Source organism: Dryocola sp. LX212 (genome assembly GCA_041504365.1).
In the GTDB taxonomy this organism is placed as follows: Bacteria; Pseudomonadota; Gammaproteobacteria; order Enterobacterales; family Enterobacteriaceae; genus Dryocola.
Map to the genome: position 1 here is coordinate 1,499,161 of CP167917.1, position 18,101 is coordinate 1,517,261.

At 55.0% G+C, this 18,101-nt stretch carries 26 protein-coding genes and 1 pseudogene; 23 read left to right on the forward strand and 4 right to left on the reverse strand.

The window, feature by feature from the left end:
• Positions 1 to 49 precede the first annotated feature (49 nt).
• Positions 50 to 1,024: a hypothetical protein gene (locus tag ACA108_07180; GenBank protein ID XEX97280.1), complete on the forward strand. Its 975-nt coding sequence runs from the start codon at positions 50 to 52 to the stop codon at positions 1,022 to 1,024.
• Positions 1,024 to 1,362 carry an STAS-like domain-containing protein gene (locus tag ACA108_07185; GenBank protein XEX97281.1) on the forward strand — a complete coding sequence of 113 codons (339 nt, stop codon included), beginning with the start codon at positions 1,024 to 1,026 and terminating at the stop codon, positions 1,360 to 1,362. The genes ACA108_07180 and ACA108_07185 overlap by 1 nt, the downstream gene beginning before the upstream one ends.
• A gap of 48 nt (positions 1,363 to 1,410) precedes the next feature.
• Here ACA108_07185 and ACA108_07190 read toward each other — a convergent pair whose 3' ends face one another.
• Positions 1,411 to 2,439 (reverse strand): phage portal protein, encoded by a 1,029-nt coding sequence (locus ACA108_07190; protein ID XEX97282.1) that lies wholly within the window; start codon positions 2,437 to 2,439, stop codon positions 1,411 to 1,413.
• Positions 2,439 to 4,208: a terminase ATPase subunit family protein gene (locus ACA108_07195; protein ID XEX97283.1), complete on the reverse strand. Its 1,770-nt coding sequence runs from the start codon at positions 4,206 to 4,208 to the stop codon at positions 2,439 to 2,441. The genes ACA108_07190 and ACA108_07195 overlap by 1 nt, the downstream gene beginning before the upstream one ends.
• A gap of 139 nt (positions 4,209 to 4,347) precedes the next feature.
• Here ACA108_07195 and ACA108_07200 point away from each other — a divergent pair, with 139 nt between their 5' ends.
• The 11 genes from ACA108_07200 (at position 4,348) to ACA108_07250 (ending at position 9,823) form a co-directional block, all read left to right on the forward strand.
• Positions 4,348 to 5,193, forward strand: a complete 846-nt coding sequence (locus ACA108_07200; GenBank protein XEX97284.1) for a GPO family capsid scaffolding protein — start codon at positions 4,348 to 4,350, stop codon at positions 5,191 to 5,193.
• Positions 5,194 to 5,209: 16 nt separating this feature from the next.
• The gene (locus ACA108_07205) at positions 5,210 to 6,289 is read left to right on the forward strand and encodes a phage major capsid protein, P2 family (GenBank protein XEX97285.1); all 1,080 of its coding nucleotides are present in this window, start codon (positions 5,210 to 5,212) and stop codon (positions 6,287 to 6,289) included.
• 3 nt (positions 6,290 to 6,292) lie between these two features.
• Positions 6,293 to 6,952, forward strand: a complete 660-nt coding sequence (locus ACA108_07210; protein XEX97286.1) for a terminase endonuclease subunit — start codon at positions 6,293 to 6,295, stop codon at positions 6,950 to 6,952.
• Positions 6,953 to 7,049: 97 nt separating this feature from the next.
• On the forward strand, positions 7,050 to 7,517 hold the full coding sequence (locus ACA108_07215; GenBank protein XEX98044.1) for a head completion/stabilization protein: 468 nt from the start codon (positions 7,050 to 7,052) through the stop codon (positions 7,515 to 7,517).
• Positions 7,517 to 7,720: a tail protein X gene (locus ACA108_07220; protein XEX97287.1), complete on the forward strand. Its 204-nt coding sequence runs from the start codon at positions 7,517 to 7,519 to the stop codon at positions 7,718 to 7,720. The genes ACA108_07215 and ACA108_07220 overlap by 1 nt, the downstream gene beginning before the upstream one ends.
• Before the next feature lie 3 nt (positions 7,721 to 7,723).
• Positions 7,724 to 7,939 carry an HP1 family phage holin gene (locus ACA108_07225; protein ID XEX97288.1) on the forward strand — a complete coding sequence of 72 codons (216 nt, stop codon included), beginning with the start codon at positions 7,724 to 7,726 and terminating at the stop codon, positions 7,937 to 7,939.
• Positions 7,920 to 8,432 carry a lysozyme gene (locus ACA108_07230; GenBank protein ID XEX97289.1) on the forward strand — a complete coding sequence of 171 codons (513 nt, stop codon included), beginning with the start codon at positions 7,920 to 7,922 and terminating at the stop codon, positions 8,430 to 8,432. Before ACA108_07225 ends, ACA108_07230 begins: the two co-directional genes overlap by 20 nt.
• Entirely contained in the window at positions 8,432 to 8,860 is a 429-nt protein-coding gene (gene lysB, locus ACA108_07235; protein XEX97290.1) for an Rz-like lysis system protein LysB, read from the forward strand. The genes ACA108_07230 and lysB overlap by 1 nt, the downstream gene beginning before the upstream one ends.
• Positions 8,745 to 8,993: an Rz1-like lysis system protein LysC gene (gene lysC, locus ACA108_07240; protein XEX98045.1), complete on the forward strand. Its 249-nt coding sequence runs from the start codon at positions 8,745 to 8,747 to the stop codon at positions 8,991 to 8,993. The genes lysB and lysC overlap by 116 nt, the downstream gene beginning before the upstream one ends.
• Positions 8,956 to 9,387, forward strand: coding sequence for a phage tail protein (locus tag ACA108_07245; protein ID XEX97291.1), 432 nt, complete (start codon positions 8,956 to 8,958; stop codon positions 9,385 to 9,387). The genes lysC and ACA108_07245 overlap by 38 nt, the downstream gene beginning before the upstream one ends.
• Positions 9,380 to 9,823 carry a phage virion morphogenesis protein gene (locus ACA108_07250; protein ID XEX97292.1) on the forward strand — a complete coding sequence of 148 codons (444 nt, stop codon included), beginning with the start codon at positions 9,380 to 9,382 and terminating at the stop codon, positions 9,821 to 9,823. Before ACA108_07245 ends, ACA108_07250 begins: the two co-directional genes overlap by 8 nt.
• On the opposite strand, the gene ACA108_07255 is transcribed toward ACA108_07250, so the two are convergent.
• A complete protein-coding gene (locus ACA108_07255) occupies positions 9,820 to 10,749 on the reverse strand; it encodes an FRG domain-containing protein (GenBank protein ID XEX97293.1) in 930 nt (309 codons plus the stop codon). The genes ACA108_07250 and ACA108_07255 overlap by 4 nt on opposite strands.
• Before the next feature lie 49 nt (positions 10,750 to 10,798).
• On the opposite strand from ACA108_07255, the gene ACA108_07260 reads away from it, so the two are divergent.
• The 6 genes and pseudogenes from ACA108_07260 to ACA108_07285 all read left to right on the forward strand — a co-directional run bounded on the left by ACA108_07260 (position 10,799) and on the right by ACA108_07285 (position 14,812).
• Positions 10,799 to 11,377, forward strand: a complete 579-nt coding sequence (locus ACA108_07260) for a phage baseplate assembly protein V (protein XEX97294.1) — start codon at positions 10,799 to 10,801, stop codon at positions 11,375 to 11,377.
• The gene (locus ACA108_07265; protein XEX97295.1) at positions 11,374 to 11,733 is read left to right on the forward strand and encodes a GPW/gp25 family protein; all 360 of its coding nucleotides are present in this window, start codon (positions 11,374 to 11,376) and stop codon (positions 11,731 to 11,733) included. Before ACA108_07260 ends, ACA108_07265 begins: the two co-directional genes overlap by 4 nt.
• Positions 11,720 to 12,628, forward strand: a complete 909-nt coding sequence (locus ACA108_07270) for a baseplate assembly protein (GenBank protein XEX97296.1) — start codon at positions 11,720 to 11,722, stop codon at positions 12,626 to 12,628. Before ACA108_07265 ends, ACA108_07270 begins: the two co-directional genes overlap by 14 nt.
• Entirely contained in the window at positions 12,621 to 13,226 is a 606-nt protein-coding gene (locus ACA108_07275) for a phage tail protein I (GenBank protein XEX97297.1), read from the forward strand. Before ACA108_07270 ends, ACA108_07275 begins: the two co-directional genes overlap by 8 nt.
• Positions 13,223 to 14,140: pseudogene (locus ACA108_07280) on the forward strand (phage tail protein). Before ACA108_07275 ends, ACA108_07280 begins: the two are co-directional and overlap by 4 nt.
• A gap of 270 nt (positions 14,141 to 14,410) precedes the next feature.
• The gene (locus ACA108_07285; GenBank protein ID XEX97298.1) at positions 14,411 to 14,812 is read left to right on the forward strand and encodes a tail fiber assembly protein; all 402 of its coding nucleotides are present in this window, start codon (positions 14,411 to 14,413) and stop codon (positions 14,810 to 14,812) included.
• Here ACA108_07285 and ACA108_07290 read toward each other — a convergent pair.
• A complete protein-coding gene (locus ACA108_07290) occupies positions 14,793 to 14,978 on the reverse strand; it encodes a hypothetical protein (GenBank protein XEX97299.1) in 186 nt (61 codons plus the stop codon). The genes ACA108_07285 and ACA108_07290 overlap by 20 nt on opposite strands.
• Before the next feature lie 390 nt (positions 14,979 to 15,368).
• On the opposite strand from ACA108_07290, the gene ACA108_07295 reads away from it, so the two are divergent.
• The 4 genes from ACA108_07295 (at position 15,369) to ACA108_07310 (ending at position 18,089) form a co-directional block, all read left to right on the forward strand.
• On the forward strand, positions 15,369 to 15,923 hold the full coding sequence (locus tag ACA108_07295) for a recombinase family protein (GenBank protein ID XEX97300.1): 555 nt from the start codon (positions 15,369 to 15,371) through the stop codon (positions 15,921 to 15,923).
• A 109-nt stretch (positions 15,924 to 16,032) separates the two neighbouring features.
• Positions 16,033 to 17,205, forward strand: a complete 1,173-nt coding sequence (locus ACA108_07300; protein ID XEX97301.1) for a phage tail sheath protein — start codon at positions 16,033 to 16,035, stop codon at positions 17,203 to 17,205.
• 9 nt (positions 17,206 to 17,214) lie between these two features.
• Positions 17,215 to 17,730, forward strand: a complete 516-nt coding sequence (locus ACA108_07305) for a phage major tail tube protein (GenBank protein ID XEX97302.1) — start codon at positions 17,215 to 17,217, stop codon at positions 17,728 to 17,730.
• A gap of 56 nt (positions 17,731 to 17,786) precedes the next feature.
• Complete coding sequence (locus ACA108_07310) at positions 17,787 to 18,089, forward strand: phage tail assembly protein (GenBank protein XEX97303.1); 303 nt, start codon at positions 17,787 to 17,789, stop codon at positions 18,087 to 18,089.
• Positions 18,090 to 18,101: the final 12 nt, after the last annotated feature.

Sequence of the window (18,101 nt, forward strand, 5' to 3'; positions counted from 1 at the left end):
TAAACTTCTGGGGATATCATGGACGAAATTACTTCGTGGGACATGGTCAATGGGTTTAGGATTAAAAGATGCTATTGTGCATACTGCTGCGTTTCATCAGAAAGAAACTAATCAGTTGCTTTTGCCGAACGACCATTGGCATCCAGGTTTTATTACGGTTTTAGCTGCCTACGTGAATCACCATGGGATTACCGAGGAGAGCTGTTCTTTATCAAGTCCTGAATACATGCGCGCAATTAATCTGCAAGGGGCGCTCTGGGGTGAGGATCAGTATCAGCAGGAACGTGTCAATGTTGGTAGAAATTACAGTCTTGTCACTGCATTAACCAATGTTGAAGCTGTCGATGTCGCGACCAGCAGTATCAATAGCTGTGTCAGGCAACTTACATTCCCTGACCGAGACTCAAATGAATATCCAAAAGGTCTGACTGATCTCACCCACGTAATCGGAGAACTTCATGACAATGTCTGGTCTCACGGGAAATCTACGGGTTTTTCATTTGCGCAGCGTTCTGCAGTACCTCGTACAAATAGAAGAGAGCATTTTTTAGAGTTTTCTTTGGCAGACTGTGGGTTGGGTTTTCTTAGAGAGCTGCGTCGTGCGGGTATATCTGGTATCGAAACACATCAAGACGCAATTGCATGGTGCATACAGGAAGGGCACTCTTCTAAACATGCCGATCTGCAAGATGATTGGGCTCAGCAGCTTCCCCACGATTTTATTGGGGGTAGCATGTTTGGTCACGGGGTTGCAGTAAAAGAAAAAGAGAATAACCATCAAGGGCTTGGATTACATCACTTGATGAAATTGGTAAAAACTTATAACGGGGAATTGCAACTGGCTACAGGAAATGTATGCTTAGAGGCGATTGGTGATGAAGTGAGCTATACTGAGTTACGCCATGAGTGGCTTGGAGTTGCTGTATCGTGCCGTTTTAAGATTCATGAACTAGCAGTCGATAAAGATAACGAAGAAAATGACCCTCAGCTTATGGAAATCATGCAGGCATTAGGAGGAGAGTGATGAACAAAATCGCATACAAGTTGCCCGAGGGTGACCTGGCTTCGCGCAATCAGGCTATCCCCCAACGGCATAAAATCGAGTTTTTTATCATCGAAGGTAACTCTGTAGATTTGGATTTGAGTGGTGTGTATTCAATTTCTGAATCCTACTCGGATGAAATATTTGGTGTGCTTGTTGTTAAATTCGGAGCCACTAAGGTATTGAGTCAATTGAAGATTCGTAACGCTTCTCCTTCGATTTTGAAAAGTATTGCAAAGGTAATCCAGCGTCGGAGCAATGAAGTAGCATCAAAGAAGGTTCATTCTCCTGGATTTGACGGTACCTATGCCGTTTGCTGATTAAGAAATAGGAAAAGGCGCTCAAAATGAGCGCTTTTTTTGTTCCTGCTATTCTTGCAAATGCAATGTATACGGCTCAAACCGGATCACTTCTTCCCCTATCCACCCATTAAGCTCTTGCATTCGCCTCTGCAATGGCATCAGTTCATTCCTAACAAAAACCTTACTAGCCTTCTCCACATCCCCAAACCCACCAACGTTGCTCGGGATAATTCCCATCATTTGTGGCGGTACGCGGTGAGCGGCCAGCATGTCATCCCGTGATACGTTTTTGATATTCAGAAACTCGTCCTTTGCAGCAACCTCTGATAGTGGGATGATCTGGATGCCGTCCTTCTTCCCGTTCGGGGAATACATAAACAGATTACGGAAGTTGCCCGGCCCCTTTGATTTCTTCATTGCTTCGCGGATATTGTCCACGTCTGACTGCTGCGCTGCCGGGTCGCTCATATACATGATGAAACCTGCATGGCTGCCGTTGAGATAATACTTGCGGCGGAACAACGTAGCCGACTCGTTCAGCAGGGTGGATGGGATGGCGGACAGGTACTCCGGCAGGCCGTAAATCTCCTGATTCAAATCCGGTTCGATAAGGTGGAATACGCTGCCGGGCGTGAACTGATAGGGCTGCTGGTCGTAGCCATATTGCACAAACCAGTAGGTGTCTAGGTCGGTGCCGCGGCGGGTGAACTTAGCCAGCGATGGCTCCAGTTTCAGTGTGCCACCCATTCTGTTAGTGCGCTTCTCCAGATATGCATTGCCAAAAACAAGAAAGTCCTGGGCGAACCGGCTGAACGCCTGCTGGCTTAACAGCGGATGCGGGATAAAGGTGCTGGTCAGAATATTACGCTTAACGAAAATCGGCGAGCTGTGGTGGACGGCGGCGCGGAACGTGCGGGCCAGCCCGTCAAAACTGATCGGCGGCTCATACCATCTGTCCATCTGCACGCATTCCAGATAATCCAGCAGTTCCCGGCGGTCCAGCACCGGCACAGGGTCACCAAAGGAAAACGCCTCGGCGGCTGCCGAACCTGAATGGTTACGCATGTTCTGCTGGCGGTTCTTACGCTTGCCCATTAAAAAATCTCCACGATATTAGTATTGCTGGCGGTCACGCCTTCCAGCGGTTCGTTAAACAGCGCGTGCATGGTTGCCCAGGCCAAATCTGCGTGGCTTGCTTCTTCGCTGCGGCTGGCTTCGTATGTCGGGCGGTTGCCGCTGGCCGTGGTGGCGCGGCGGATAGCCATAAAACTCTGGGCGATATCGGTGTGGCCTGCGTCAAACTCCAGACGGCGATGGCTAATGATGTCGTACGCCTTAAGCACAAGGGCGTTTTTGACGTTGGGGTTGTAGACAAACTCTCGCGCAGCGGGGAAGAACTGCTTCACGTTCTGATAAACCCCGTGGCCCACGCCGGTTGAGTCAATGCCGATATAGGTCACGTTGTACTGTTTGGTCAGCGCTTCTATGGCGGCCGCCTGGGCGCGGAAGTCCATACCCCGCCACTGATGGCGTTCCAGAATGCGGAACTTACCGCCAGGTACAATAGGTGGAGCCATTACCACGCATCCCGCGCTGTCTCCGTTCTGCGTGCCTTTCGCCGGGTCGTAGCCAATCCACACCGGGCGCCAGCCGAACGGGCGGATCATCATCGGCTCGAAATCCTCCCAGACCTCCCAGCTGTCCACCATGCACGCCTGCATATCCGCCAGTGGGAACACGGAGGCGAGATCGTCGATAAACTCGCACATCAGCAGGTTCTGGTACTCGTCCGGGCTGTACTCGAGGCGCAGCTGGTCGAGGTCGAACAGGTTACAACCGCCGCGTACCGCATCCTCTACGGTAACAATCTGACGAAACTGGCCGTCAGCGCAGAACGCGCCCGGTGCAAGATGCTTGTGGGTCAGATCAATATCCACGCGATCCGTTTTGGCGCGCCCTTTGTTGAAGAGCGCGCCGGACCAGAACGGGTAGGCGCTGTGCGTAAGGCTGGACGGCGTTGAGAAATAGGTTTGTCGCCATTTCTTATGTAACGCCATCCCGGAGGCCACCTTGCGCAGCTCCTGGAATTTCGGTATCCAGAAATACTCATCCAGATACAGGTTGCCGTGGTAGCTCTGGGCGGTGCGGGCGTTGGTGCCCAGAAAATACAGGCACGCGCCGTTGCTTAGCGTCATTGGGTCGCCTTTCAGCTCCACGTCCACTTCGCGGGCAAACTCCAGAATGTACTGTTTGAAAACGTGCGCCTGTGCCTTGCTTGCGGAGAGAAAAATCTGGTTGCGCCCGCTGGTCAGCGCATCAATCAACGCCTCGCGGGCAAAGTAGTAGGTGGCGCCAATCTGGCGCGATTTGAGCACGTTGCGGATACGGTGCTTATTACCCGCATCCCACCAGTTGCGCTGATAGCCAAACAGTGAGTCGTGAAAAACCTCCTGGAGCTTTTCGATTTGTTCATCGCTGAATACGTTCTTTTCCGGGGGCTTCCGTGGGCTGCTGTTGCGGTTCGCCACGTTGGGGTTCAGATCGGCTTCGTTGCCGCCGTTGTTGAATTTGCCAATGCGTGCGTGACGCTCTGCCTGACGTGCCAGCAGGTCGATTTCCTTAAAGTCCCGTCCCTCCTTCGCGGGGTTCATAATGAGCTGACAATAACGCGCCGCCGTGGTCAGCTGCATCTGGTCGAGCGGGCCGATCTTGCTCCAGCCGTCGCGCTTCTTCCAGCTGTGCACGGTTGCGGGTTTCTCTCCCAGCATTTCGGCAATGCGGGCGATGCGTAACCCCTGAAAGTACAGGAACATGGCCTGACGGCGGGGATCGAGGTCTGGATTAACAGGTGTCGTCGTTGTCATACTGTCAGACTACGGCCCGCCGCCCCGCCTTTCCGCTTCACCCTGTTGTGTCATTTCCTCCACAATGCCATGCCATTGTGAACACCCCGCCCTCACAGCAACCATAAGGCTCCTGATTTGACTGACCGGAGCCTGAAGCATGGCAAAGAAAGCAAAGCGTTTCCGTATCGGGGTGGAAGGTGCCACCACGGACGGCCGCAAGATTGAGCGCAGCTGGTTGACGCAGATGGCCGCCAGCTACGATCCAACCGTGTACACCGCCCTGATTAATATGGAGCACATCAAAGGCTACACGCCTGATAGCCCGTTTCGCCGTTATGGCAAAGTGAGCGCGCTGTATGCCGAAGAAATTACCGAAGGCAAACTGGCCGGTAAAATGGCGCTGTCAGCGGATATTGAACCGACTGACGATCTGGTCCTGATGAACAAGAAAGGCCAGAAACTTTTCACCTCCATGGAAATTAACCCTGATTTTTCCGATACCGGCGAAGCCTATCTGGTAGGCCTGGCCGTGACTGACGACCCGGCAAGCCTCGGCACGGAAATTCTGGAGTTCAGCGCAGGCGCGAAACAGAACCCGCTGGCCTCGCGCAAGCTGGATGCCGGAAACCTGTTTTCAGCGGCAGAAGAAACCCTTCTTGAATTTGAAGAAATCCCCGATCCGAAACCGGCGCTCTTCACACGCATTAAAGAACTCTTTTCGGCTAAACAGACCTCGGACGATGCCCGCTTTAACGACGTACATCAGGCGGTTGGTCTGGTTGCCGAAGAGCATCAGAACCTGTCCGGGCGTGTTGATGAGCTTGCTGGCAGTCAAACCAGCCTGAGCCAGGGTAACGATACGCTGCAGCAGCGTTTCACCGAGCTGCAAACCCGCTTTGACGAGCTGGAAGTAAAGCTGTCCTCACAGGATGGCCGTCAGGACTTCCGCCCGCGCGCGCCGGGTGGCAATTCCCACGCCACTGAACATCTGACCAACTGCTGATGGAGCATCAGAATTCATGAAAAAAGAGACGAAATTTAAGTTTAACGCCTACCTGACGCAGCTGGCCCGTATTAACGGGGTGGAAGTGGCGGAGCTGTCCGGTAAGTTCAGCGTGGAGCCGTCCGTGGCCCAGACGCTGGAAGATACCATTCAGCAGTCCGCGGCCTTTTTGACGCTGATTAACGTTGTGCCTGTTGCAGAGCAGTCCGGCGAACTGCTGGGGCTGGGCGTGGGCGGCACGGTGGCGGGCACCACGGATACCACTCAGGGTGAACGTGAGCCAACCGACCCGACCCAGCTTGCAGGCGTGGAGTACAAGTGCGAGCAAACCAACTTTGATACGGCACTAACCTACGCGAAGCTGGATCTTTGGGCGAAGTTTCAGGACTTCCAGACCCGTATCCGCAACGCCATCACCACCCGGCAGGCGCTGGACCGCATCATGATTGGCTTTAACGGCGTGAAGCGTTCCAAAACCTCCAACCGTGCAGCCAATACTTTGCTGCAGGACGTCAACAAGGGCTGGCTGCAGAAGTACCGTGAAGATGCCCCGGACAGCGTGCTGGGCAGCACCACCGACGATAGCGGCGTGACAACTGTCGGACAAGTGAAGGTCGGGCCGGGCGGCACCTATACCAACCTTGACGCGCTGGTCATGGATGCGGTCAGTGAACTGGTCGATGTGGTTTACCAGGATGACCCGGAGCTGGTCGTGATCTGCGGTCGCTCATTGCTGGCTGATAAGTATTTCCCTCTGGTCAACAAGCAGCAGGAAAACAGCGAAAAGCTGGCGGCAGATATGATTATCAGCCAGAAACGCATGGGCGGCCTGCAGGCGGTGCGTGCGCCTTACTTCCCGGATAACGCGCTGCTGATCACCCGTCTGGATAACCTGTCCATCTACTGGCAGGAAGGCACCCGCCGCCGCTCGCTTATCGACAATCCGAAGCGTGACCGCATCGAAAACTTTGAATCGGTCAACGAAGCCTACGTGGTGGAAGACTACCGCTGCGGCTGTCTGGTGGAAAACATCATGCAGGATGATTTCACCGTCTCTGCTGAAGGGGAAACCACACAGGAAAGCGAGGAAGCGTAACCCATGAGCATGAGTCCTGCCCGTGCTCACCGTATGCGTGTTCAGGCAGAACAGTCCGCCCGAAAGGGCGGGCCTTCCCGACACGCAACGGGCTATGAGCAAATGCTGATGCAGCTGGTCGAGGACCAGCGCCAGCTCAAACGTACCCAGTCCACTGAGAAAAAGGCCGAACTAAAACGCGGCATGATCCCTAAGTATGCCGAGTGGGTGACAGGTGTGCTGGCCGGGGAAGGGACCCGCCAGGACGATGTAGCCATGACGCTGCTTATCTGGCGTATCGATGCAGGTGACTATGCCGGTGCGCTGGAAATTGGTCGCCACGCCCTGAGCCATGGCTGGGTGCTGCCGTCCCGGTTCAACCGCACCACGGCCACCGCCATTGCAGAAGAATTTGCTGATGCGGCTATGCGAGCGTTTGATGCCGGTCTGCCATTCAGCGCGGCCCTGCTCACGCAGGCGCTGGACCTCACCGATCCCCACGATATGCCTGACCAGTCCCGCGCCCGTCTCCATAAGGCGTTGGGCTATGCCCTGCGTGAAAACGACCAGGCTGTGGCCGCGCATAACCATCTGACCCGAGCACTGCAGCTGGATAACCGGGTAGGGGTGAAGAAAGACATTGAACAGCTGGCGCGCCAGCTGCGAAAAGCCAGCAATGGCTGACCATACGTGCACCCGCGCGGGGCGGCACGGGGTGGCGACAGGCTTTAAGCCGTATCAAAACCCCGTCCACCGCCCAACTATGGAGTGAGCCATGAACATGAAATTTATTGCCCCGGAACAGTCAGACGAAACGGTGAAGGACAGCATCACCAATACCCCGTTCTGGCCGGATCTGAACCTGAAAGATTATCGCGATGAGATGCGCAATGACGGCACGGTGACGCCGCTGCGGCTGCGGCAGGCCGTACTGACGGCCATAGCGGAAGTGAATGCCGAGCTGTATGGATTTAAGCAAAAGCAGCTATCTGCGGGGTACGGCTCGCTTGCTGATGTTCCGGCGGAATACATCGACGGGGAAAGCCAGCGCCTGCAGCTTTATCGCCGAGCTGTGTGGTGCTGGACAAAGGCGAGCCTGACAGAACGTTACCGCAGCTTTGACGCGACCGGCAGCGGTAGCAAAAAGGCGGACGAACTGGACAGCTCAGTGGATGAACTCTGGCGTGATGTGCGCTGGTCGCTGAGTCGCCTGCAGGATATGCCTCGCATGACGGTGGAGCTTATCTGATGAAAGTCCGTGCGCATCAGTATGACACGGTGGACGCGCTTTGCTGGCGTCATTACGGGCGCACGCAGGGTGTCACTGAGCAGGTATTACGGGCAAATCCGGGGCTGGCTGAGCACGGCCCCTTTTTACCTCACGGGCTGCAGGTGGAGCTGCCGGAAATCACGGCATCAACCACGGCGCAGACTGTCCAGCTATGGGACTGAATTATGACGCTTGAACGAATCAGCGCCTTTATCACGTACTGCATTGCCGTACTGCTGGCATGGATGGGCGATCTGTCGCTTAAAGATGCCTCAACGGTTGGGGGCGTGTTGATTGGCATGCTAATGCTGGCAATCAACTGGTACTACAAACACAAAACCTTCCAGCTGCTGAGCGCCGGAAAAATTACGCGGGGGGAATATGAATCCTTCAATCGTTAAGCGTTGCATGGTCGGGGTGGTGCTGGCTATCGCCGCCACGCTGCCCGGATTTCAGCAGCTGCATACCTCCGTGGACGGCCTGAAACTGATTGCGGATTACGAGGGGGGCCGCCTGCAGCCGTATCAGTGCAGCGCGGGCGTCTGGACCGACGGGATTGGCAATACGTCCGGCGTGGTGCCAAAGAGGGCAATTACGGAACGGCAGGCGGCGCTGGGGCTGATTAACAATGTTCTGCGCGTGGAACATACGCTCGAAAAATGTGTGGCGCAGACCATGCCACAAAAAGTCTATGACGCGGTGGTGTCCTTTGCTTTCAACGTGGGAACCGGCAATGCCTGTAGCTCCACGCTGGTTAAGCTTCTTAAACAGAAACGCTGGGCTGATGCGTGCCGCCAGCTGCCGCGCTGGGTATATGTCAAAGGTGTGTTCAATAAGGGGCTGGACAATCGTCGGGCGCGGGAAATGGCATGGTGCTTAAAAGGTGCTTCTTAATGATGCGCTTATATCCCGCTTTTATGGTGCTGATGCTGTCTGTGCTGGGCTGGCAGGCGTGGCAGCTTAATAACGCGCGTCACACCATTGAAACCCAGGGCGCCACACTGACCAGCATGGCGCAGGATCTGAGCAAAAAGAACAGCCAGCTGATCTCTTTATCCATCCTGTCCGAAACCAATAGCCGGGAGCAGGCGCGGCTTTATGCGGCAGCAGAACAAACCACATCACTGCTGCGAAGCCGACAGCACCGGACCGAGGAACTGAAACGTGAAAACGAGGATTTACGCCGCTGGGCTGATACTCCTTTGCCTGCTGATATTGTCCGGCTGCGGGAGCGTCCAGCCCTCGCCGGAGGTACAGCTTACCGTGAGTGGTTGTCCAAAGGTGACGCAGTGCCGCCTGGAAAGGTCAGCGCCGCGCAGTAATGGCGATCTGCTCAGGGTACTGGATGAAACGGAGGCCGCCTGGGCGGTCTGTGCCGATAAGGTAGACACGATAATTGCGTGTCAGGAGCGTGACAGTGAACAAGCCGCAGTCCTTACGCAGCGCCCTGAATAAGGCCGTGCCTTATGCCCGTGATAACCCGGACAAGCTGCATTTGTTTGTGGATAACGGCGCACTGGTGGCAACCGGCGCCAGCTCCATGTCGTGGGAGTATCGATATACCCTGAACGTGGTGATTGAAGATTTCAGCGGTGACCAGAACCTGCTGATGGCGCCGGTTCTGCTGTGGCTCAGTGAAAACCAGCAAGATGCTATCAGCAACCCGGAGCTGCGCGAAAAGCTGTTTACGTTTGAGGTGGATATTCTGCGCAATGATATCTGCGATATCAGCCTGAACCTGCAGCTGACAGAGCGTGTGCTGGTCAATACGGACGGCAGCGTGTCCAGCGTGGAGGCCGTGGAAGAACCAGACCAGCCGGAAGAGATGTGGACGGTGAAACGTGTCTGAGCTGCAGAAGGTTGATGACTGGCTGACGGCGCTGCTGGCTAGCATTGAGCCGCCAGCCCGCAAGCGCATGATGAGGGATTTAGCTCAGCAGCTGCGCCGCACCCAGCAGAATAATATCAGGCTGCAATGCAACCCGGACGGGACGGCTTACGAGGCGCGAAAAGTAACGGCCCGGAGTAAGAAAGGGCGCATTAAGCGGCAAATGTTTTCGAAACTGCGCACCGCAAAATATTTGAAAACCACCGCCAGCCCCGACTCTGCTAGCGTACAGTTTGCCGGGCAGGTGCAGCGTATTGCCAGGGTGCATCATTACGGCTTACGGGATCGTGTAAGCCGTAGGGGGCCGGAGGTGCATTATTCGGAGCGGCGGTTGCTCGGTATCAACGATGAAGTTGATCGTATTACAAAAGCACACCTACTCGCTTGGTTGTGTTAGAGAGGGGCTTCTAATTCGTCAAGTTTACTCCGGGCGCGGTTGAGATTGATTTCATCATTAATCGCTTTTCCTGCTCCGTCTGCGGAGGGATAAATGGTGGCGGCACTGAATCCTGCTTTGTTCAACAGTCGGTATGCTTTAATTACCTCTTTAATAGGGAGTGTGTATTTAAAAAATACCGGGTGAGGGTAATCACCAGAAAGCTCTTCGAGGCTATGAATTATTGCATCTCGTCCTCTGCCGCCTGTATGAGGATGAATGCTAAAAAGTCCAGACTGAGCTGCAAGGTGAGGGCTGATTGATCCTGCCGTGGAGTGTAAATTGATTTGAGGATGAAGATTGATACATTCTTTGTTAAAGGCCCATATAGCCAATTTACTTGATTCGTTCCAATTCATGTAATTAGCAATGCATGAACTAACTGCAAAATAAATGGCAATATAGGGTATGCGAGTCCAATCCAGAAGCCTAGTTGGGACGCCATGATGTTGTGCCAAGGCCATTAAATCCAGTACATTTGGGTTAGGCCATGATGAGGGATTTAAAAACCAATAATCTTGGTTGCATATCTCAACGTGTTTTTCACGAAAATCTGGACTATCACCTGGGATTCTCACGCCAATTCTGTCGCAATGGCTAACGAAAGACTTCAGGATCATTATCTCACTTGCCACAATGTCATCTGATTTAGGATTGGCCCTTCTTGCTAAGTAATTCGGAGGGTTACGAAGAGCTGACGGAATTAAATTCCATTCGGAGTCACCTTGTCCTCTATAAATAATATTATCAACACAATTTGGGTCGATCTTCTTTGTCGGGGATAAAGCATCCCAAAGTTCTGAAGCATCGTCATATTCACGTAGCTCATAAGTAGGGTATTTGCGTTCACTCATTTTCATCGTTTGTAGTTTTGTGTGGATAATCACACAAGTTACCACACTGCATATCAAAAGTGACTAATGGCAACATATAGCCATGAACACACAACTTACCGAAATCATGCGCCTTATCACCAATCTGGTCCGAACCGGCATAGTGACCGAAGTGGATCGGGAGAACTGGCTGTGCCGGGTGAAAACGGGTGACCTCGAAACCAACTGGATTAACTGGCTGACGCTGCGTGCCGGTGGTGCCCGGACGTGGTGGTGTCCATCGCCGGGGGAGCAGGTAGTGGTGCTGAGCATGGGCGGTAACCTTGAGACGGCTTTTGTGCTGCCCGCCATTTATTCCAGCCAGTTTGCTGCACCTTCTGATTCCGTTGATGGCTGCGTGACCGAATACCCGGACGGCGGTTGGTTTGAATACGAGCCAGCCACGGGCCGCTGGTACGTCCGGGGTATTAAATCCATGGTGATTGAGGCTGCGGAAAACGTCACGTTTAAAACCGGTGAGTTTGTGGTGGAGGCTGACAGGACCCGCATCAATAGCGACGTGGTGATAAACGGCGAGGTCACACAAAGCGGCGGCGCGATGAGTTCAAACGGGATCGTGGTTGATAGCCACGCCCACAGCAAAGTGAAGTCCGGCGGCGATACATCAGGAGGCCCGGTATGACGTTGTACATTGGGATGAACCGCAGCACCGGGCAGGCCGTGACCGATACCGATCACCTGCGCCAGTCCGTGCGCGATATTTTGCTGACCCCGCAGGGCAGCCGTATTGCCCGCCGGGAATACGGCTCGCTGTTGTCCACGCTGATTGACCAGCCCCAGAACCCGGCGCTCCGCCTGCAGGTAATGTCCGCCGTTTACGTGGCGCTGAATCGCTGGGAGCCGCGGCTTACCCTGGACGCCATCAACATCAGCAGCAGTATTGACGGCTCGATGGTGGTGGAGCTGACCGGGCAGCGCAATGACGGCGTACCGGTTTCCCTTTCCGTATCAACAGGAGCAGAGAATGGCGGTAATTGACCTTTCCCAGCTGCCCGCCCCGCAAATTGTGGATGTGCCGGATTTTGAAACGCTGCTGGCGGAGCGAAAGGCAGCATTTGTAGCCCTTTATCCTGCAGATGAACAGGAGGCCGTCTGGCGCACGTTATCTCTTGAATCCGAACCCGTTACCAAACAGCTGCAGGAAAACACCTATCGCGAAATCCTGCTGCGCCAGCGTATCAATGAGGCCACGCAGGCCGTCATGGTGGCCTACGCCATGGGCAGCGATCTGGACCAGCTGGCGGCTAATAACAACGTGCAACGTCTTGTTGTGACGCCCGCCGACGATGACGCGGTGCCGCCGGTTGCCGCCGTGAAAGAAAGTGATGAATCCCTGCGCCAGCGCGTGCCCGCTGCGTTTGAGGGGCTGTCCGTGGCAGGGCCGACGGCGGCCTATGAATTCCACGCGAAAAGCACGGACGGACGCGTGGCGGACGCCAGCGCAACCAGCCCGGCCCCGGCAGAAGTGGTGGTGACCGTGCTTAACCGTGAGGGAGACGGTACGGCTGCGGATGATCTGCTGGCACTGGTTGAAAAGGCGCTGAACAGCGAGAGCGTACGTCCGGTTGCTGACCGGCTGACCGTGCGCAGCGCGGAAATTATCCCTTATCGCGTCGATGCGACGATTTACCTTTATCCGGGACCGGAGGCGGAGCCGGTCATGGCCGCCGCGAAAGCGAGCCTGCAGAAATACATTGCCAGCCAGACGCGTCTTGGACGGGATATCCGCCGCAGTGCCATTTATGCGGCCCTGCACGTGGAGGGAGTGCAACGCGTGGAGCTGGCTTCCCCGCTGGCGGATGTGGTGCTGGACAAAACGCAGGCCGCGTCCTGTACAGAGTGGAGTGTGATTAACGGCGGTACGGATGAATAGCCTGCTGCCGCCCGGCTCCACCACGCTTGAGCGCCGTCTGGCGCAGAGCTGCAGCGGCATATCCGATCTGCAGGTTTCATTGCGTGATTTGTGGAACCCGGCAACGTGCCCGGTCCATTTTCTGCCGTATCTGGCCTGGGCGTTTTCGGTGGACCGCTGGGACGAAGGCTGGGCGGAAAACGTTAAGCGCCGGGTGGTGCAGGATGCGTTTTATATCCATCAGCGCAAGGGCACAACCAGCGCCGTTCGCCGCGTGGTGGAGCCGTTCGGCTTTCTGATCCGCATCATTGAGTGGTGGCAGACCGGTGAGGCACCGGGCACGTTTCGTCTGGATATCGGCGTGCAGGACCAGGGCATAACGGAAGAAACCTATCTGGAGCTTGAGCGCCTGATAAGCGATGCAAAGCCGTGCAGCCGCCACCTGATCGGCATGTCCATTAATCTACAGACCAACGGGCCGTTATGGGTGGGCGCTGCCACCTATACGGGCGAAGAGCTGACGATTTATCCCTATATCAACGAAACCATAATCTCCGGCGGAACCGCCTATGAGGGCGGGGCGGTCCATGTTATCGACACAATGAGAGTGAACCCATGAGCGCAAAATTTTACACCCTGCTGACGGATATCGGCGCGGCGAAACTGGCAAGCGCTGCCGCGCTCGGCGTCCCGTTAAAAATTACTAAGATGGCAGTGGGCGACGGTGGCGGAACGCTGCCAACGCCTAACGCACAGCAGACGGCGCTGGTTGGTGAGAAGCGCCGCGCTGATCTTAATATGCTGTACATCGACCCGCAGAACAGCAGCCAGATTATTGCTGAACAGGTGATCCCGGAAACGGAGGGCGGTTGGTGGATCCGTGAGGTTGGCCTGTTTGATGAAACCGGCGCCCTGATTGCCATCGGCAACTGTCCCGAAAGCTACAAGCCGCAGCTGGCGGAGGGTAGTGGACGCACGCAGACGGTGCGCATGGTGATGATTACCAGCAGCACCGACAACATCACCCTGAAAATTGACCCGGCAGTGGTGCTGGCAACCCGTAAATACGTGGATGACAAGGTGCTGGAGCTTAAGCTCTATGTGGATGATCTGATGGCAAAGCACCTTGCTGCTGCCGACCCGCACACGCAATACGCGCCGAAAGAAAGCCCGACGCTGACCGGTACACCGAAAGCCCCAACGCCAGCGCAAAGCGTGAACAATACGCAGATTGCCACCACGGCATTTGTGAAAGCGGCCCTTGCGGCACTGGTTGGCTCTTCCCCCGCAGCACTGGATACGCTGAACGAACTGGCCGCCGCGCTGGGTAATGATGCCAACTTTGCCGCCACCATGACAAATGCCTTGGCAGGGAAGCAACCGCTGGACAAAACGCTGACCAGCCTGAGCGGGAAGGACGTTGCTGGGCTTCTCTCATACCTTGGTTTGGGAGAGGCTGCAAAACGAGATGTTGGCACCAATGACAATCAAATCCCGGATATGAGTAGCTTCACCAGAAATCTTAATACCAGTGGTTGGCAAAAATTACCGGGCGGATTGATTATCCAGTGGGGTAGAGTCATGCCGCCCGCTCCGGGTTCAAGTCAGGCAGTTTCGTATCCCGTGACCTTTAACCTTTTATTGGGATTAGCCATCTCATTGAATGCCGTTTCAGGAAATACCGGCTGCGCAGGAGCAACAGCGACGAATACACAAACAAGCGGTTTTAACTGGACCATGTTACCTGGCGCAACGTATGGGTCGATTGCTTCAAGTTTCTGGATTGCGGTAGGAGTATAAAAAATGATTTATTATTCGGTGGCAACAAACGGTTTTTATATTAATGGCATAGGAGAGCAAAACATACCCGGCGATGCTGTGAAAATAACAGACGAACTACAGCAGGAACTTTTAGCGGGGCAGGAGGAAGGGAAGATTATTATAATCAATGAGAACGGGATGCCTGCTCTCTCTGATCCTGTTGTTGATTACGTTGAGTTAGCAGACATACAAAAAACATTCCTTATCAGTCAGGCCAATGATTACATGAACAGCAAGCAATGGCCCGGCAAAGCAGCAATGGGGCGTCTTAAGGACAATGAAACCGAACTGTACGGAGTCTGGCTTGATTATTTAGATGCGCTTGAAGCAGTTAATACTTTAAGCGCCCCAGAAATTGAATGGCCTACTCTTCCCGCTCAGTAATATCTCTAAGAATTGGCTCGCCGCTTTCGTTAACGGCGAGCGCTTTTCCTTCCGGTATTTCAGTGGTTGTAAAAAACCAGTTCTGCTCCGGTAATTCAATAGCCCCTTGTACTTCATGAATGCCGGAAAGTACCTCGGTCATTGTTATGGGATTAAACAGGCGCATAAATTACCCTCCATGAAAATGAATTAGATGATGGTGTTGCGTCCGGGAACTGGCAGCGCGCAGCAAATCCAGTGTTAGTAACTTCATTATCAATAATCAATGACACATGAAGGGCCGCCCCGGATGTATCAGAAGAAATTCTCTCTGCAATGCTGATGTAGCGTGAAATGGCTGGTAGTGCGATTGGGTAGGTAATAGTGGCTTTACCCGCTACGTGTACCCCACTAATCCCAAATAATTCAATAGCTCCGTCTGACCAGATAACCCAGCAGCCATTGGCATTCCTTCCCCGGCTGGTTACAAACCTTGCTTCTCCCAAACCAACCTTTAAGAAAATGCAGATTCTGTTCCTGCATGGCATGCTTGCGGCCTTTTGGGGAGTGAAAAACCATGCTTGTCGGGTACGTGAGGGTGTCAACAAATGAGCAGAACACGGCACTGCAGAGAAACGCACTGCAAAGCGCAGGATGTGAGCTGATTTTTGAGGACAAAATAAGCGGCAAAACCTCGGACAGGCCGGGGCTTAAAAAGGTGCTCAAAACGCTGGCTGCAGGTGACACGCTGGTTGTCTGGAAGCTGGATCGGCTGGGCAGGAGCATGCGCCATCTTGTCACGCTGATTGAAGAACTGCGCGTAAGCGGGATTAACTTTCGCAGCCTGACGGACAGCATTGATACCTCAACGCCTATGGGCCGCTTTTTCTTTCATGTCATGGGCGCGCTGGCGGAAATGGAGCGTGAATTAATCGTTGAACGTACCCGCGCCGGTCTTGCTGCAGCGAGAGAGCAGGGACGGATCGGGGGTAGAAGGCCGAAATTAACACAGGATCAATGGGCGCAGGCCGGAAGACTTATTGATGCCGGGGAATCCAGGCAGAGAGTCGCCATTATTTATGATGTGGCGATATCGTCGCTATACCGAAAGTTTCCAGCGGGTACGCAGTAAGCCGCAGCGCCCCATATTGTGCCAGTGCCGACACAACCGCCATCACGTGCACCGCGCGCGCAACCACCAGAACATAAGCAGACCCCCTGTAAACCGGAGAGACTGCCTTATGGCTCAGGACTACCACCACGGGGTGCGCGTTGTTGAAATCAACGAGGGCACCCGACCGATCACCACGGTAAGCACGGCTATCGTGGGCATGGTCTGCACCGGCGATGATGCCGACGCGGCGATGTTTCCCCTCAACAAGCCGGTTCTGCTGACCGATGTGCTGACCGCCAGCGGCAAAGCGGGCGAGTCCGGCACGCTGGCCCGTTCGCTGGATGCCATCGCTGATCAGGCTAAACCCGTCACCGTTGTGGTGCGCGTTGCCCAGGGCGAAACCGAAGCGGAAACCACCACCAATATTATTGGCGGCGTGACCGCAGACGGTAAGAAAACGGGCATGAAGGCGCTGCTGTCCGCACAGTCCCAGCTCGGCGTTAAGCCGCGTATCCTCGGCGTGCCGGGGCATGATACGCAGGCCGTTGCTACTGAGCTGATGGGCATTGCCCAGAGCCTGCGCGGTTTTGCCTACCTGTCCGCCTACGGCTGTAAAACGGTCGAAGAGGCCATTGCCTACCGCGACAATTTCAGCCAGCGCGAAGGCATGCTGATCTGGCCTGACTTTATCAACTTTGACACCGTGCTGAACGCGGATGCGACGGCCTACGCCTCCGCCCGTGCGCTCGGCCTGCGCGCCAAAATTGACGAGCAGACCGGCTGGCATAAAACCCTGTCTAACGTCGGCGTGAACGGCGTCACCGGTCTTTCTGCGGACGTGTTCTGGGATTTACAGGACCCGGCAACGGATGCCGGTCTGCTGAACCAGAACGACGTCACCACCCTGATCCGTAAGGACGGCTTCCGCTTCTGGGGTTCGCGCTGCCTCAGTGACGATCCGCTGTTTGCCTTTGAGAACTACACCCGCACGGCGCAGGTGCTGGCAGATACCATTGCGGAAGGGCATATGTGGGCGGTGGATAAACCGCTAAACCCGTCGCTGGCTCGCGACATTATCGAAGGCATCCGCGCCAAAATTCGCAGCCTGGTGAGCCAGGGCTATCTCATCGGCGGGGACTGCTGGCTGGATGAGTCGGTGAACGATAAGGATTCCCTGAAGGCCGGGAAGCTGACCATCGACTACGACTACACGCCGGTACCGCCGCTTGAAAACCTGATGCTGCGCCAGCGCATCACCGACCAGTACCTGCTGGACTTCTCCAGTCAGGTCAGCGCGTAAGGGGACCCCATGGCATTACCACGCAAGTTAAAACACCTGAACCTGTTCAACGACGGGAACAACTGGCAGGGGCTGATCGAATCCCTGACCCTGCCAAAATTCACGCGCAAGTTTGAAAAGTATCGCGGCGGCGGGATGCCCGGCGCGGTGGACGTGGATATGGGGCTGGATGACGGCTCTCTGGATTCGGAATTTACCATTGGCGGCACCGAGCTGCTGCTGTTCAAGCAGATGGGCGCCGCTACCGTTGACGGGATTCAGCTGCGCTTTACCGGCTCCATCCAGCGTGATGATACCGGGGAGGTGCAGGCCGTGGAGCTCGTCGTACGCGGACGCCATAAGGAGCTGGATTCCGGCGAATGGAAAACGGGCGAGAGCAGCAGCACCAAAGTCAGCAGCACCAACAGCTACGCGAAGCTGACCATCAACGGTGAGGTGCTCTACGAGGTCGATCTGGTCAACATGATTGAAATCGTGGGCGGCGTGGATCTGATGGAAGCGCACCGCAACGCGCTCGGCTTTTAAGTTAGCAACGCGGCGCGGTTAGCCGCGCCAGTATCCCCTTTTATCAGGACATAAACATGAGCGACAAACTGACAGAAAAAACCGTACAGCTGGATACCCCAATCAAACGTGGGAAAACTGAAATCACCGAAATTGTGCTGCGCAAGCCGCAGTCCGGCGCATTACGCGGTACGCGCCTGCAGGCCATTATGGATATGGATGTGGGCGCTATGATGACCGTCATCCCCCGTATCTCCACACCGACCCTGACCGCGCAGGAAATGGCAGAGCTGGACCCCGCCGATCTCACCTCGTTATCCGTGGAGGTGGTCACTTTTTTGTTGAAGAAATCGGTGCTTGCCGATTTACCGACAGCCTGACGGTTGATGACC

What these genes read in the sequence shown, in the direction of transcription:
- ACA108_07270 (XEX97296.1), top strand. Translation starts at nt 11,720, where the DNA reads ATGGCGGTAATTGACCTTTCCCAGCTGCCCGCCCCGCAAATTGTGGAT.
- ACA108_07300 (XEX97301.1), top strand. Translation starts at nt 16,033, where the DNA reads ATGGCTCAGGACTACCACCACGGGGTGCGCGTTGTTGAAATCAACGAG.
- ACA108_07195 (XEX97283.1), bottom strand. Translation starts at nt 4,208, where the DNA reads ATGACAACGACGACACCTGTTAATCCAGACCTCGATCCCCGCCGTCAG.
- ACA108_07310 (XEX97303.1), top strand. Translation starts at nt 17,787, where the DNA reads ATGAGCGACAAACTGACAGAAAAAACCGTACAGCTGGATACCCCAATC.
- ACA108_07305 (XEX97302.1), top strand. Translation starts at nt 17,215, where the DNA reads ATGGCATTACCACGCAAGTTAAAACACCTGAACCTGTTCAACGACGGG.
- ACA108_07220 (XEX97287.1), top strand. Translation starts at nt 7,517, where the DNA reads ATGAAAGTCCGTGCGCATCAGTATGACACGGTGGACGCGCTTTGCTGG.
- ACA108_07295 (XEX97300.1), top strand. Translation starts at nt 15,369, where the DNA reads ATGCTTGTCGGGTACGTGAGGGTGTCAACAAATGAGCAGAACACGGCA.
- ACA108_07230 (XEX97289.1), top strand. Translation starts at nt 7,920, where the DNA reads ATGAATCCTTCAATCGTTAAGCGTTGCATGGTCGGGGTGGTGCTGGCT.
- ACA108_07215 (XEX98044.1), top strand. Translation starts at nt 7,050, where the DNA reads ATGAAATTTATTGCCCCGGAACAGTCAGACGAAACGGTGAAGGACAGC.
- ACA108_07265 (XEX97295.1), top strand. Translation starts at nt 11,374, where the DNA reads ATGACGTTGTACATTGGGATGAACCGCAGCACCGGGCAGGCCGTGACC.
- ACA108_07185 (XEX97281.1), top strand. Translation starts at nt 1,024, where the DNA reads ATGAACAAAATCGCATACAAGTTGCCCGAGGGTGACCTGGCTTCGCGC.
- ACA108_07260 (XEX97294.1), top strand. Translation starts at nt 10,799, where the DNA reads ATGAACACACAACTTACCGAAATCATGCGCCTTATCACCAATCTGGTC.
- ACA108_07200 (XEX97284.1), top strand. Translation starts at nt 4,348, where the DNA reads ATGGCAAAGAAAGCAAAGCGTTTCCGTATCGGGGTGGAAGGTGCCACC.
- ACA108_07285 (XEX97298.1), top strand. Translation starts at nt 14,411, where the DNA reads ATGATTTATTATTCGGTGGCAACAAACGGTTTTTATATTAATGGCATA.
- ACA108_07275 (XEX97297.1), top strand. Translation starts at nt 12,621, where the DNA reads ATGAATAGCCTGCTGCCGCCCGGCTCCACCACGCTTGAGCGCCGTCTG.
- lysB (XEX97290.1), top strand. Translation starts at nt 8,432, where the DNA reads ATGATGCGCTTATATCCCGCTTTTATGGTGCTGATGCTGTCTGTGCTG.
- ACA108_07290 (XEX97299.1), bottom strand. Translation starts at nt 14,978, where the DNA reads ATGCGCCTGTTTAATCCCATAACAATGACCGAGGTACTTTCCGGCATT.
- ACA108_07205 (XEX97285.1), top strand. Translation starts at nt 5,210, where the DNA reads ATGAAAAAAGAGACGAAATTTAAGTTTAACGCCTACCTGACGCAGCTG.
- ACA108_07180 (XEX97280.1), top strand. Translation starts at nt 50, where the DNA reads ATGGGTTTAGGATTAAAAGATGCTATTGTGCATACTGCTGCGTTTCAT.
- ACA108_07190 (XEX97282.1), bottom strand. Translation starts at nt 2,439, where the DNA reads ATGGGCAAGCGTAAGAACCGCCAGCAGAACATGCGTAACCATTCAGGT.
- ACA108_07225 (XEX97288.1), top strand. Translation starts at nt 7,724, where the DNA reads ATGACGCTTGAACGAATCAGCGCCTTTATCACGTACTGCATTGCCGTA.
- ACA108_07210 (XEX97286.1), top strand. Translation starts at nt 6,293, where the DNA reads ATGAGCATGAGTCCTGCCCGTGCTCACCGTATGCGTGTTCAGGCAGAA.